The sequence below is a fragment of the Algibacillus agarilyticus genome (genome assembly GCF_003286125.1).
GTDB classification, from domain to species: domain Bacteria; phylum Pseudomonadota; class Gammaproteobacteria; order Enterobacterales; family Alteromonadaceae; genus Algibacillus; species Algibacillus agarilyticus.
Genome location: NZ_QMED01000002.1, coordinates 236,614 through 250,933, shown reverse-complemented (window position 1 = coordinate 250,933; position 14,320 = coordinate 236,614). Strand labels below are relative to the sequence as shown.

Genomic DNA, 14,320 nt, shown 5'->3' with positions numbered 1-14,320 from the left:
AATACTAACTCATCTAACGTTTTGATTTATCAAATAAAGTGGCATCAATGTTTTTTATACTTTACCTTTTAAATACCCTTTAAACAAAAAACGCCAGCGATTTGCTGGCATTTTTCAATTTACAATTATTTACTCATTACAGAGTAAAGGCTAAATTAGTTAACAAATTTAAAGCGCTGGTTGTTGCCATTAAAGCAGTTCCACTGATTAAATGCGGCCCCATTAGCGGTACCTTGACCTGCAACATCTAAACACTTATTGCTCACTGTTGAACGGATTTCGTAATACCCATCGCCTTGGTCAATTAATTTCCAGCGCTGGTTGGCATCACTGTGATTACAAACATATTGCTGAACGGTTGCCCCATTAGCGGTGCTGCCATCTTTTAGTTCAACACATAAACCACTTTTCTGCGAAGTAATAGCGTATTCACTATTACCTAAACTGGTGAACGTGAATTGTTGATTGGCATTGCTCGTATTACAACCCCATTGGTGATAAGTACTACCGTTATACATCGCGCCATTAGCCACATCTAAGCATTTACTACTGTGCTTAGCTTGTACATTCGTAATACCGGTTGGTACGCCGCTTGTAGAGCCATTACCCGTATCGCCGCCATTGTCACCGCCTGAACTACCATCTGACACCGGCTTATAAACACGGATCCAATCAACATACATTTTATTTTTACTGTTATCGGCCAAATCGGCATCAGTTGCAATATTACCGGCTTCTGAGCGCCACGAATGATCTTCAGTATCAATAATAATGAAGGCTTCTTCATCTATGTTGTATTGGCTTTTATCTAAAATTGCGCCTGTGTAGTCTTTGTCTTTCATAACCACTTGAGCCCAAGAGCCGTCTGTTGTTTGCTGGCCGTCTATGTAAAAGGTAACTTCGGTTGGGCTTTTCCAGTAAACACCAAAACGATGGAAGCCATCACGCCAGTATGTGCCCCATGGTGGCGTTACATGCGTTTGGTCATTAAAATCACTGATGATTTCATTAGTTTGCGGGTCACGTAAAAATACATGGAAGTTAGTTGACATATTTTGTGCAAACCAAGTTTGTCGTGAGCCACCGTAAACTTCTAATACATCGATTTCGCGTTCATCATTTTCGCTGAGTAACCAAAAATTTGAAGATAATTCTAAATTACTGACTTTAATTTTAGCTTCTAAAAAAATAGGGTATTTAACTTTAGTTTTTGAAGTTACAACACCTGCATTAACTTGATTTGTGCCAGCTCGGCGAGATGCACCTATAATTAAGTTACCATCTGATACCCAAGATTCGTCGCTATTCCAATACGTTAACCCTGGACCTGTCCAACCATGAAAGTAAGTGTCGTTCCACTTACTGGTGAATGTACTCGTTTTACCTGTGTAATTGAATGAATCTGAATAACTATCTTGTAACTGCCATGTTTGCCCATCACCTGCTGCTACAGGTAAAGGTATATTGTCCCAATCAGCTGAATTTACTGTAAAAGCAGTGCTTAATGCACCTAAAAGTAAAATTGATTGTTTTTTCATTTTTGGCCCTTTTGGATTCATTGTTAAGGTTGTTATCATTTTTCTTGCAGCAACTTTATGATCTTTTGTTAACAGTTGTCAATATAATGTTAAATTTAAATTTATTTTTTATGTCGATTGTTAACTATTTTCGTGTGGGTAAAATAATATATAGTCAAAGCGATCGGGTTTTAGGGGAAGCCGTCAAGCTTCGAGACGCCATGAGCATATGCTCTACTATGTGATTGGGGCGAGTAAGCGCTGACAATGAACCATAAAACCTGAGCGAGAAGACTATATTAGCGATTTGGATAGCTTATTGTTGGTAGGCGCTTTTAGGGCTGTTTTGTTACGTCATTAAATATTATTCTTTCCTTAATTTTTGTTAATTTGTAACTTTGTAACTTTGTATCTGAGGTGTTTGGTGGGTGTGGTTTAAAAGTTAACAAAAAAGTTAAAAACTAGAATAAAATAAAAAGTATATATTTCAATCACTAATGGATTGAATAATTAACAAGTGAAATAAAATAAACATTTTTTTAACAAAAATAGTTGAACTTAATCGGTTATACCTGTCTAATCTATTACTATAAATATTAACGTCAGGTGGTTATATGAAAATTCAAACAGGTTTAGTCGCTCTAAGTTTGTCTTTTGCTGGCAATGCATACAACGACGATCAAGGTAAAGCTGGCCTTGAGTTAGATGTTGGCGTGAGCGGCTTTTTCAGTTCAGTGTTAGAATCAGCAGAAATCTCTTTTATTGAATCAAACTCTCCAGCCGAAAAAGCAGGCTTACAAGTCGGTGATCGCATTGTTGCAATTGATGATTGTCAGGTTCCAGGTTGTTTAACAAGTGAAGCAAAGCAACGCCTAAAACGACATCCGGGTGATTTAGTGCCTATTGTCATTCAACGTGATGACGACACTCAGGTTTATACAACACTTAGGTTAGAATAAAGTTAATTCTAAACTAGCTAAAACCAAGTGTTCTTACAGTAAATAAATTACGGTTAAAAAGTAATAAATCTAAAAACAAAATGTCGCTCATGAGCGACTTTTTTTGTGTCTGATTTAAAACGCTATGGTCTTTTAGACCGGGGTGATAGTTATTTGCAATTGCTCTTCATCTAGCGCTTTGGGTAATACTTTTAAATAGGCTTTTTGTTCTTCTACAAACACGACTGCTTCTTCTACGCCTGCTATTTTGACTAACCTCTCAGCGAGTAATTCTGCTGCTTGATGGTCTGCAACCTCAACACTGATCACTTTAGGTTTTGTACGTTTAGGTAGCGTTAATTTATGGCTTAAATATATCCACGGTAAGGCTAAGGCCGCAATAACCGATAACGCAATTAACGGGGTTGAATGCTCAAGCAGTAAACCGCCGAGTAAGCCACCAAAAAAAGCCCCCGCAAATTGACATGTTGAGAATACGCCCATCGCAGATCCTTTTTGACCCGCAGGTGCAATGCGACTTACCCAAGCGGGTAAATTGGCTTCTAAAAAGTTAAAAGCAGCAAAAAAGCTAATTAACGAAAAAATTAAAACGAGTGTATGACTTTGAAATAAACCGACGCTTAACATGGCAAGTGCAATAATCGCAATTGACAGTTTAAACACAAACGCTTCTTTATGCTGTTTTATGGCCCACATTAACATGGGGGCCATCACAATAAATGAACATAACAATGCCGGAAAATAAATCATCCAATGACTTTCCGATTGCATGCCTGCGGTGACTAACAAACCTGGAATAATGACAAACAGCGTGGTTAATTGTAAATGTAGAAAAAACACGCCTATATTTAATTTACTCAGTTGTGGGTGTTGGATCATCTGACTTAATTGCGCCGGAACCGGTATTGCATCGCGTTGAGCTCCGCGGTTAACCGTATCGGGAATGGTAAAAAACACAATGGCTATCCCAACAAAAGCGAGCACAGCGGTTAACCAAAAAATACCATGAATACCCGCTTTAGCGGCTACAACGGGGCCTAATATCATGGCGAAAGCGAAGGCTAAACCAATACACATGCCAATAATGGCCATTACTTTAGGGCGTTGCTCTTCTCGAGTTAAATCGGCAGCTAACGCTAAAACGGCACTGGCTATCGCGCCTGTACCTTGTAAAAAGCGACCAATCGCAACACCAATAACATGATCTGAATTGGCGGCAATGAGTGAGCCAATAGCAAAAAGTGTTAAACCCAATAACATAACAGGCCGGCGGCCCCATTTATCAGACAACAAGCCCATCGGTATTTGTAACAAGGCTTGGGTTAAACCATAAGCGCCAATGATAATACCAATCCAAATAGGAGAGAAACCTTCAAGCGTTTGTCCGTAAATGGCCATCACAGGCATTAACATGAATAAACCGAGCATGCGTAAACCAAATACACTGGCACAAGCGGCTGCTATTTTTTTCTCGTAACGGGATAACTGATTAGACATAACGCGTTAAAACTTAATTTAAAGTAACATTGGTATAAAGAGTGGCGATTGTAGCAGATATCATTAATCAGCGGCTAGTTGCGCTATTATCAAATTAGGTAAGATGGCATTATTTTTTAGTGTTCACATTTTCTTGCTGAGCTATAAGCCATTGTATCGCGTCTTCTTTGTCATTAAAAAAATTATCTTGCCAATTTTTTTTACGCGGATAAGCCGATAAGGTTTGTACGGCAATTTCAGCGACTCGGTTGTAGGTAACAAATGCGAGTGAATTAATATGCGCTGCCGTGCCTATTTCGAGCTGAGCTTCAAAAGTGTAAGTATAGGCATTTATTTTATTAACTAATACAGAACAAGGCGAGGCAAAATGATCCGCTAAAAACTGGTGGTATTCAGCAACCATCTCTAATGTAATTTCAATGCCTTCATGACAGATAACTTCGGCAATATCGTGGCGTATTGCTTTTATTGTTCCTAATCCTATTGTGTGTGCTTCGCTCATGTAAATTCCATTTAATTAACTAATTTCAATCATGTATATTTTATTATGACTGGCAAACGATTTAATTAATATACCAAAAGATGGCAAAAACTTAATTTCATACAATTGATGTCATATTCTAGTTAACAGCGCGATAAAAATAAGCTACATTGGCGTTAATCGGATGTAGTATGTGGTTTATTAAAATGGATTTATTTTTAACAGAAGTTTTTAGTTTCCCTAACATTATCTTTTCTCTCCCACTTGTTGTTATCTTCTTTTTTTGGCTGGTTGCCCTGCTTGGTTTTGTCGATATTGAAATTGCCGACATTGAACCTGAAATAGAAAACGACAATCAAACCGAAACCTCTTGGTTACAAAAACTCGGCCTAGACGGTGCGCCATTAATGGTTGTGCTGACCTTTTTAGATGCTTATGGCCTTGGGTTAAGTTACGTGGCACGTAAGTTTATGATGCCATTGGCTGATGAGCTGATTACTTCGGCTGTACTCGGCAGCTTAATTGCGCTATTTGCGGTTGTTGTTGCGATCCCGCTTACGGCTATTAGCATAAAGCCATTAAGACGTTTTTTTTATACACACGAAGCAGTGTCAAAATCAGATATTACGGGGCAAATTTGCGTGGTTACCACGACTAAAGTGACTAACAAATTTGGTCAGGCTGTTTTAGATGACGGCAGTATGGTGCTCAGTGTAAGAGCTGATGAACCTAATAACATAAGCAAAGGCGATCGCATTGCCTTAATTAGTTACGACAAAAATAACGATCACTTTTGGGTGGTCACCGAATACGAATTATTAAATCAAAATTAATGGGAGCAGAAATGGAATTAAGTTTTACGTGGGAAGTCTGGTTAGGCATAGGTGTTGGTATTGCTGTTTTTGCGTTAGCTATTTTATTTTTTTTAGCGAGCTTATACCGCAAGGTTGAACAAGGTAAAGCGATGATTGTGAACACCATGCGCGCTGAACCTAATGTTACGTTTACTGGCTCAGTTGTTGTGCCTGTATTCCATAAAATGGAGATTATGGATATCTCGCTCAAAACAATAGAAGTTGATCGTAATGGCTCTGATGGTTTGATATGTCGAGATAATATTAGAGCCGATATAAAAGTGGGCTTTTTTGTTCGCGTAAATAAAAACCGTGATGACGTATTAAAAGTAGCACAAGCCATTGGTTGTGAGCGCGCTTCAAATATTGCGACGTTAGAAGAGCTATTTAGTGCAAAATTCTCGGAAGCCCTTAAAACCGTGGGTAAATCGTTAGAGTTTGTTGAACTCTATGCCAAGCGCGATAATTTTCGCGATATGATCATTGATAACATTGGTACCGATTTAAATGGTTATGTGCTTGAAGATGTTGCCATCGATTACCTTGAGCAAACCCCACTTAATAAGCTTGACCCTAATAATATTCTTGATTCACAAGGTATTCGTAAAATTACTGAATTAACCGCTGAGCAAAACATTCAAACCAATGTTTTTCAACGTGATGAAGAAATGAAAATCAAGCGTAAAGATGTTGAAACACGCGAAGCCATGCTTGAGCTAGAACGCCAACAGGCCGATGCTGAAGCAAAGCAAAAGCGCGAAATCGAAACCGTTATTGCTCGCGAAACCGCTGAAACAGAACGGGTTAAACACGAAGAGCATTTAAAATCAGAACAAGCGCGTATTCAAACTGAGCAAGAAGCCGAAGTACAAGAGCAAAATAAACAACGTGAAGTTGAAGTTGCGGAAAACAACAAACAACGTGCGGTGGCGATTGAAGAAGAGCGTGTTATTAAAGCGCGTGATCTTGAGCGTATTGAACGTGAAAAAGAAATTGCGTTACAAACGATTGCTAACGAAAAACTCGTTGAACATGAAAAGCGAGAAATAGCGGAAGTTATTCGTAGCCGAGTTGAAGTTGATAAAACGGTTGCACAACGCGAAGAAGAAATAAAAGAACTTCGTTTGGTTTCTGAAGCTGAACGCGAGAAAAAATCACTTATTATTAATGCCGAAGCCGATGCAGAGCAAGCATTAGTGCGCGATATTAAAGCCGCAGAAGCCGCAGAGAAATCAGCCGAATACTTAGCGAAAGAAAAAACCTTAATTGCGCAAGCAGACTTAGAAGTCGCTGAGAAAAATGCATTATCGCAAAAACGCGAAGCTGAAGGTACAGAAGCGTTAGCGGCAGCAACCGGCTTAGCCGAAGCTAAAGTCATGGAAGCGAAAGCGATTGCTTATGAGCAAGAAGGCATGGCGGAAGTGCGTGTAACCGAAGCTAAAGCTGACGCAATAGAAAAAACCGGTTTAGCCGATGCTAAAGTGCTAGCTGAAAAAGCAGCCGCAGAAGCAGAAGGAATGACTAAGAAATTTGCGGCCATGGAGACCATGTCTGAACAGCAACGCGCACATGAAGAGTTCCGTATGCAGCTTGAAAAACAACATGAGCAAATATTGCACAATATTGATGCCAATGTAAATATTGCGAAAGAGCAAGCTGTTGTATTAGCCGAAGCACTTAAGCAAGCTAAAATTGATATTGTGGGTGGTGATACGGCTTACTTTGATAGCTTTGTTAAATCGCTTGCGGTGGGTAAATCAATTGATGGTGCGATCGAAAAAAGTAACACTTTAAGTACCGCCTTTAAAGACCATTTAAATGGTGATGCTAGCTTTGTTGAAGATGCAAAAGAGTTGGTCGCCGGCTTTGGCGGTGCAACCGGTGAAATTAAAGATGTCGCGACAACGGCCTTAGTTGGTAAGTTACTTAAAAATGCCGATAGCAATCCAGAATTAATGAACATGATTAGCTCTGCACTAGGTGGTAAAAAGTAACACCGGTCTCTTTCAATTAAACACAGGTATGCCCACTTAAAGCGTATACCTGCTGTTTACCTGCCATATCTTCGCCAGGGAGTATAATAAAACCATGTCGGAACACGACTCGCTTGATAATGCTGTAACACAAGGCGGTGCATACGAAGTAATATGCGCACGCTTAAATGAACAAGCCACTCAATTAAAACAACAAGTTGAAGCGCTTAACCAAGCTCGAATTGATGAATTTGGCCAAGCGCCGCTTGAAGTTGTGAGCCGCGTGCGTGCTCGCACTGAAAACAACTGTGTTGCGCGCGATATCGTCCGCGTTGGCGATGTTTTACTCTTTGGTTACAACGTATTTATTGGCTTAAAAAAAGAAACTCAAGTCAGTGATGTATTCAGTTTATATACCTTATCGAATGACAATTCGAGTTTTGAAATAACCGAAGTCGCGCAAGCGGGGACTTTTTTAGATGACCCCGTCTTTAAAAAAGATTTTAATGAGCTTTATGTATATTACAAAAATTCAAAACTGATCCAACTGCAGGTTCAAAATGAACGCCTGTTTGCTATTTTTCAAATTGGTCGCCAAATTACTGATACCCGTGTTTTTCAATGGCAAATCAATAAAGATGGTAGCGCAACGTATATCGACAATCGTGGCGAACGCATTTTAAAAAAAGCCAATACCCACGATTTTGAATGGCAAAGTGTATCGCGCGAAGATCATGTTTCGGGTCAGTATCCGCATGTTAGCGTGCTCGATAAAGTCTTTGTCGAAACCATTAATGGTGATTTAACCATTAAGGTTGAAAATAATACCCAAGAAGGCGAGGGGATTTATAGCGAACCCGTCGATGATAAAAATCAAAGCTTAGCCGATGCCGATATTCAATTTGCTGAAGTCGGCAGCCTTGTTTTACTTAAAATACAGCCATACCGTGAAAAACAGCATCGGTATTTTGTATTTAATACCCGCAATAACCAAGTTGATCGCATTGATGCAATTGGCTCAGCGTGCATTTCATTACCCGAAGACCACGGTATTATTTTTCCTGGCGGTTACTATTTGCAAAATGGCGAAACCAAATCGTTTCCCGATCAAATTGAAGGTTTAGTTTTTAAACGTGCGATTCGTTCACCTAATGGTGAAGATGTTCTGTTTGTTTTTTATGAGCCCGAAGAAGGGCTTGTTGGTTTATTCTCGTATAACCTCATTCGCAAAGGTTTACAAAATCCGATTTACGGCCACGGCTATTGTTTATATGAAGATGGTCAGGCACTGGTTTTTAGTGCCGAAGAAGAGCCGACTCGCGTGCATCCGATGCAGGTGTGGCAAACGCCTTATTTCAGTCAAGAGTTTTCAGCTAAGCAACCCACACAAGATACCTTTTACAGTCGTATTGGTAACCGAGAATTAGTGCGTGGCATCTCTGAACTTAACAGTTTATATCGCATGATTTTTGACCCTAAGCCAAGTCGTAATTTATACGAAGATTTGATTAGCCAAAGCAAAACACTCTTTGATGCGTTTTATTGGTTAGCAGAGGGTGATGTTGCAGCTATTGGCGAAACGGTCAAAATGATCAGCAGCAATGCGGATTTAGTGATTGATGAATTTATTAAAGTTGAGCAAATTCGTCACCAAGCTGAAAAAGTGTTAGCCGAAGCCGAAGCCGACCAGAAAAAAATAATGCAGTCGGTGCGCATACCTGATTGGCAGTTACCTCGTGAATTTGTTGATTGCTTGGGTCGTTTACGCAAGCAGCGTGGTCATTTAATTAGTTTAAAAGCGCAACGTTACATTGATTTAGCGCGTTTAACAGAATTAGATGAAGAAGCCGCCGAAACCTTTGAGCAAGTTAGCCAAGCAACGGTGACTTTTTTAGCGAGTGATACCGCGTTATCGCCTTACCATGAGCAAATAAACACGTTAAAACAACAAATTGATGACGTTGAATTAGTTGTTGAATTAACACCGCTCAATGAAGAATTAGACAGCCTATCAATCGGCCTTGATTTATTAACAGAAGTGCTTAATGGTCTAAAAGTTGAAGATGCGACCGTACGTACTCAATTATTAGATGATATATCTGAAATATACGCCAAGCTTAATCAAGTAAAAGCCCAAGGCCGACAAAAACAAAAATCGCTTGGTTCAGGCGAAGCGGTCGCTGAGTTTGCTGCACAGTTTAGATTATTCTCGCAAAGCATTACCAGTGCGTTAGCGATTGCCGATTCTCCTGAAAAAGCGGATGAACAGCTATCTCGATTATTAATTCAACTTGAAGAGCTTGAATCTAAATTCAGTGAATATGACGAATTTTTATCGGATATTTTAGCCAAGCGCGAAGAGTTACAAGATGCATTCGAAAACCGTAAGCAAAGCTTAGTTGAAGAGCAACAACGTCGAGCGCAAAATTTAGCCAGTGCCGCCGCGCGAATTATTTCTGGCGTTGAACGTCGGGCAACCAGCTTTAGCGATGTTGACCAACTCAATACTTATTTTGCCTCCGATGCGATGGTGCTTAAATTAGCTGATTTAGCGCAGCAATTACGAGACTTAGCAGATCCTATAAAAGCAGATGATATTGATGCTCAGTTAAAGGCTGCTAAAGAACAAGCTATTCGTAGTTTGCGTGACAAACAAGATATTTTTGAAGATGGCGGTGCCATTATCAAATTGGGTAAACACAAATTTAGTGTTAACACTCAAGGGTTAGATTTAACGCTATTGCCACGCGACGATGGCATGTATAAACACCTTACCGGAACCGATTACTTTGAAAGAATAGAGCATGAAGAGCTGTCGACCTTATCGCCTTATTGGCAGCAAAATTTAGTCTCTGAAAATAGCGCAGTCGCCAGAAGTGAATATTTAGCCTATAGCGTATTACAACATGCTGAAAACCAAACCGAAGGTTTAAGTTTAACCGCGTTATACGAAAGCATTGAAACACCTGATTATTTATTAACCGCTATTCGCAAATACATGACACCGCGTTATCAAGAAGGATACGAAAAAGGTATTCACGATGTAGACGCAAGTTTAATTTTGCAAGCCTTGCTGCCTATTCATCAGCAAGCCGGTTTGTTACGTTATTCTGCGGCTGCTCGTTCAATAGCCAGTTTGTTTTGGCAAAACTCACCACTTGCTAAGCAAAAAATAGCCTTGTGGCAACGTCATGCCCGCAGTGCGCATTTATTAGCGAGCGCACTGAATAGCCGAAAAGGTTTTACCGAGTTACTGGCCGAATTAACACAAGCGTTACAACAGTTTGTAACGGATGCTGATTTACCTTTTAATTCGAATTTAATCGCCAACGCGGCAGATTATTTAAGTTTGGTGCTAGCAGCACCCGAGTTACAATTTGTTAATAGCCAATTAGCCCAGCAATTGGCACAAGATTTACTCGATTATTTAGACAGCATTGGTCATCTTAATGATTACAAAGATGCGATCGCACGTTTTACCCACTTAAGTGATACAGCGCATTATCAACCCGGTCAAACACTATTAGGCTTAGCTGAACAGTGGGGTTTATGCACATCATGGTTAGACGCCTTTATTGAGTTTAAACTTAAGCAAACACACGAAGACAATACGATTTACCAGCAAGCTAGTCATTACATTACCGAAGCGGCCACCTTATTGTTATGTGAAGATTTACCGCGCAGTGTGGCAACGGTGCAGTTAGATACGCAAATTAGCGGTTTACTGAGCGACCATTCACGCATTAAAGAAGGCTCGTTAGCGCTGTCGCTGGACGAATTTAACACGCGCCTCGCAACATTTAATAACACCAGTGTGCCGGCGTTTAAACGCTACCATGCTTTGCGTAATCAATTAATGCACGATTACCGTAGTCAGCTACAACTTGAATCATTTAAAGCGAATCCGCTCAGTTCATTTGTTCGTAACCGATTAATAAACGAGGTTTATTTACAAATTATTGGTGACAATTTAGCTAAGCAAATGGGCACAGTAGGTGATGATAAACGTACCGACTTAATGGGGTTATTGTTATTAATCTCACCCCCAGGTTACGGTAAAACCACCTTAATGGAATACGTGGCTAATCGACTCGGCTTAGTGTTTATGAAAATAAACTGCCCGTCTTTAGGTCACGACGTTACATCGCTTGATCCGCAGCAAGCACCCAATGCAACCGCGCAGCAAGAACTTGAAAAAATCAATTTAGGTTTTGAAATGGGTAGTAATGTGATGTTGTATTTAGATGATATACAGCATACGCATCCGGAGTTTTTACAAAAATTTATCGCCTTGTGTGATGGCACGCGTCGAATAGAAGGTGTATGGCAAGGCAAAACGAAAACCTATGACATGCGCGGTAAAAAGTTTTGCGTGGTGATGTCGGGTAACCCTTATACCGAATCGGGCGATGTGTTTAAAGTGCCGGATATGTTGGCTAACCGTGCCGATATTTATAATTTAGGTGACGTATTAGGCGGTAAAGAAGAGCAATTTGCATTAAGCTATATCGAAAACAGTTTAACGTCGAACCCTGTTCTTGCCCCGTTAGCTTTACGTGATATGCAAGATTTATATCGTTTTGTTGAGCTTGCCAACGGCGGCGAAGTGGCTAGCACTGATTTTTCGTATGACTACAGCGCAGCCGAACGTAACGAAATAATACAAGTGTTGCAGCATTTATTTGAGATCCAAAAAGTGATCTTAAAAGTGAATCTGCAATACATTGCTTCAGCTGCCACCGCGGAAGATTATCGCACCGAGCCACCTTTTAAATTACAAGGCTCGTACCGCAACATGAATAAAATGGCCGAAAAAGTATCATCGGTTATGGATAAAGCCGAGCTCATGCGGTTAATCGGTGATCATTATGTTGGTGAAGCGCAAACCTTAACCTCTGGTGCAGAAGAAAACTTGCTTAAATTGGCGCAATTACGCGGTGCATTAAACGAAGAGCAAAACGAACGTTGGCAGCATATTTGTAGTCAATACAAGCGTAAACAAGCCATGGGTGACGAGAGTGATCCGAGCCAACAAATGGCGAACCAACTCACTTTAGTTGCGCAAACATTAGGTGATATTCAGCAAGGCTTAACACAAAGCCAATCACAACAATTGATTGATCCGATTAATGACATTGGCAAGGCCATGCGTGCTTTAGGTCGAGCTTGGGCAGGTACAAATGGCGCTAAAGATTAACGCCGTTTTAAGCTTATGCTGATCGAAGCGTGATCAAAGTGTGAGCAACAGATAAAAAGCGAGCTGCGGCTCGTTTTTTATATTTAACGCAAGAGGTGTCTAAAATGTTTATTGTATCGTTAACGTATAACGTAGATTTAAGCGAAGTTGATCAGCATATCAGCGATCATATTGCTTACCTTGAAAAATATTACGCACAAGGAAAGTTTATTGTGTCGGGCCGAAAAGCGCCTCGAACGGGCGGGATTATTTTGGTAAATGCAGTGAATAGGCAAGAAGTTGAAAGTATTATTCAGCAAGATCCATTTTATCAAGCGGAACTTGCTGATTATGCTATCACCGAGTTTGTACCCACCATGGCAGCGCCTGACTTTGTTAAGTTAAAGCACTTAGGCTAGTTTTTGCTTTTTAATGGCATTTATCTAATGTTTGATGCGTTGTTAAACAAAGCATCAAACATGCTTATTACTCGTCGCGAGTTAACACTTCTAATAATTCAATTTCGAAGGTCAAATCAGAATTAGCCGGAATAGCATTACCCATCGCACGCTCACCATAAGCAAGTTCAGATGGCACTTCTAATTTACGTTTACCGCCCACTTTCATGCCAACAATACCTTGATCCCAGCCTTTAATCACCCGGCCTGTGCCAATCACACATTGAAACGGTTTACCTCGATCATATGAAGAATCGAATTGCGTGCCATCTTGCAACTGGCCGCGATAATGTGTTGTGATCAATGCGCCTTTTACTGCTTCTTTACCTTCACCAACCACTAAGTCGGTTATTTTTAATTCAGTCATCATATTTATCTCTTTTTATCTAATTCCGGTATTTTAACGTGTGTTTAGCGCTTTTTCAGGTTTTTGTTAGATTGACGGCGGTACTTAATGAGCCAAAGAATCATCAGAAAAATAAGCTAAGGCAAAATCAATAAAGCACCTGACCTTAGACGACATATGTTTGCGGCTTGGGTAAACCAAATACATATTGACCTGCCGATACGGTAAGTCACTAAATATTTCAACGAGTTCACCGGTTTCTAGGTGTTGGCCTAAATTAAAGTCAGGCATACGAATAATACCTTGCGAAGCTAAGCATAACGATAGTTGCATTTGAGGACTATTAGTAATAACACGACTTTTCAGTTCGATTAGCTGCTCGTTACCTGCTTTATCAATGAAGTTCCAAATATTAGGTGATTTTAAATAACGATAACTGAGTACGGTGTGGTTTACTAAATCTTCCGGTTTTTGCGGCATTCCGTGGCGTTTAATGTAGTCAGGTGTTGCAACCGTTAATACGCGAGAGTTTAAAAATTGCCGACTGATTAAACTTGAATCGTTAAGTAATTCAGTGCCCCTGATCACTAAATCAAATCCTTCGGCGATAATATCGACTTTGCGGTCGTCTAAATCGAGATCTAACGTAATATCAGGGTATTGAGCTAAAAACTGCGCTATAACAGGCTGCAAATGCGATAAGCCAAAACTCACTGGGCAGCTAATACGCAATTTTCCTTTTGGGTTTTGTTGTGCGCCCGAAATCAAGCGTTCAGCTTGTTCTGCATCATAAATAATTTGTTGGCATTGCTGAAAATATAATTCACCTTCGGCGGTTAAGCTTAATGATCGAGTGGTGCGATTTAATAAACGCAAACCTAAACGAGCTTCTAGTTTGGCGATTTCTTTACTGATGTAAGACGTTGAATGCTGAGTGTTATCTGCGGCTTTAGTAAAACTGCCACCGTTAACCACTTCAACAAAAATGATCATGCCTTCAAATAATTGGGTATTTAAGCGCATTTTTAAAACCTAACGATGTTTGTTTATTATGCTTCA

At 40.1% G+C, this 14,320-nt stretch carries 10 protein-coding genes; 5 read left to right on the top strand and 5 right to left on the bottom strand.

Annotation, left to right across the window (positions count from 1 at the left end; all coding sequences use genetic code 11):
* Window positions 1-155: 155 nt before the first annotated feature.
* A complete protein-coding gene (locus DPX34_RS03055) occupies window positions 156-1,538 on the bottom strand; it encodes an RICIN domain-containing protein (protein ID WP_111977016.1) in 1,383 nt (460 codons plus the stop codon).
* A 593-nt stretch (window positions 1,539-2,131) separates the two neighbouring features.
* Here DPX34_RS03055 and DPX34_RS03050 point away from each other — a divergent pair.
* Complete coding sequence (locus DPX34_RS03050) at window positions 2,132-2,476, top strand: PDZ domain-containing protein (RefSeq protein WP_111976935.1); 345 nt, start codon at window positions 2,132-2,134, stop codon at window positions 2,474-2,476.
* A gap of 132 nt (window positions 2,477-2,608) precedes the next feature.
* Here DPX34_RS03050 and DPX34_RS03045 read toward each other — a convergent pair whose 3' ends face one another.
* Complete coding sequence (locus tag DPX34_RS03045; protein ID WP_111976934.1) at window positions 2,609-3,973, bottom strand: MFS transporter; 1,365 nt, start codon at window positions 3,971-3,973, stop codon at window positions 2,609-2,611.
* A gap of 109 nt (window positions 3,974-4,082) precedes the next feature.
* Complete coding sequence (locus DPX34_RS03040; protein ID WP_111976933.1) at window positions 4,083-4,475, bottom strand: hypothetical protein; 393 nt, start codon at window positions 4,473-4,475, stop codon at window positions 4,083-4,085.
* A gap of 185 nt (window positions 4,476-4,660) precedes the next feature.
* Between DPX34_RS03040 and DPX34_RS03035 the strand changes: the two genes are divergently transcribed.
* The 4 genes from DPX34_RS03035 (at window position 4,661) to DPX34_RS03020 (ending at window position 12,876) form a co-directional block, all read left to right on the top strand.
* A complete protein-coding gene (locus DPX34_RS03035; RefSeq protein ID WP_111977015.1) occupies window positions 4,661-5,287 on the top strand; it encodes an OB-fold-containig protein in 627 nt (208 codons plus the stop codon).
* 11 nt (window positions 5,288-5,298) lie between these two features.
* Window positions 5,299-7,302, top strand: coding sequence for a hypothetical protein (locus DPX34_RS03030; RefSeq protein WP_111976932.1), 2,004 nt, complete (start codon window positions 5,299-5,301; stop codon window positions 7,300-7,302).
* Window positions 7,303-7,396: 94 nt separating this feature from the next.
* Window positions 7,397-12,478, top strand: a complete 5,082-nt coding sequence (locus DPX34_RS03025) for a DNA repair ATPase (RefSeq protein ID WP_111976931.1) — start codon at window positions 7,397-7,399, stop codon at window positions 12,476-12,478.
* 104 nt (window positions 12,479-12,582) lie between these two features.
* Complete coding sequence (locus DPX34_RS03020; protein ID WP_111976930.1) at window positions 12,583-12,876, top strand: YciI family protein; 294 nt, start codon at window positions 12,583-12,585, stop codon at window positions 12,874-12,876.
* Window positions 12,877-12,943: 67 nt separating this feature from the next.
* On the opposite strand, the gene DPX34_RS03015 is transcribed toward DPX34_RS03020, so the two are convergent.
* Window positions 12,944-13,282 (bottom strand): FKBP-type peptidyl-prolyl cis-trans isomerase, encoded by a 339-nt coding sequence (locus tag DPX34_RS03015; RefSeq protein WP_111977014.1) that lies wholly within the window; start codon window positions 13,280-13,282, stop codon window positions 12,944-12,946.
* 84 nt (window positions 13,283-13,366) lie between these two features.
* The gene (locus DPX34_RS03010) at window positions 13,367-14,284 is read right to left on the bottom strand and encodes a LysR family transcriptional regulator (RefSeq protein ID WP_111976929.1); all 918 of its coding nucleotides are present in this window, start codon (window positions 14,282-14,284) and stop codon (window positions 13,367-13,369) included.
* Between the last annotated feature and the right edge of the window lie 36 nt (window positions 14,285-14,320).

Coding starts and splice junctions, on each gene's coding strand:
- DPX34_RS03040 (WP_111976933.1), bottom strand. CDS start 4,475: ATGAGCGAAGCACACACAATAGGATTAGGAACAATAAAAGCAATACGC.
- DPX34_RS03055 (WP_111977016.1), bottom strand. CDS start 1,538: ATGAAAAAACAATCAATTTTACTTTTAGGTGCATTAAGCACTGCTTTT.
- DPX34_RS03050 (WP_111976935.1), top strand. CDS start 2,132: ATGAAAATTCAAACAGGTTTAGTCGCTCTAAGTTTGTCTTTTGCTGGC.
- DPX34_RS03045 (WP_111976934.1), bottom strand. CDS start 3,973: ATGTCTAATCAGTTATCCCGTTACGAGAAAAAAATAGCAGCCGCTTGT.
- DPX34_RS03020 (WP_111976930.1), top strand. CDS start 12,583: ATGTTTATTGTATCGTTAACGTATAACGTAGATTTAAGCGAAGTTGAT.
- DPX34_RS03010 (WP_111976929.1), bottom strand. CDS start 14,284: ATGCGCTTAAATACCCAATTATTTGAAGGCATGATCATTTTTGTTGAA.
- DPX34_RS03025 (WP_111976931.1), top strand. CDS start 7,397: ATGTCGGAACACGACTCGCTTGATAATGCTGTAACACAAGGCGGTGCA.
- DPX34_RS03035 (WP_111977015.1), top strand. CDS start 4,661: ATGGATTTATTTTTAACAGAAGTTTTTAGTTTCCCTAACATTATCTTT.
- DPX34_RS03015 (WP_111977014.1), bottom strand. CDS start 13,282: ATGACTGAATTAAAAATAACCGACTTAGTGGTTGGTGAAGGTAAAGAA.
- DPX34_RS03030 (WP_111976932.1), top strand. CDS start 5,299: ATGGAATTAAGTTTTACGTGGGAAGTCTGGTTAGGCATAGGTGTTGGT.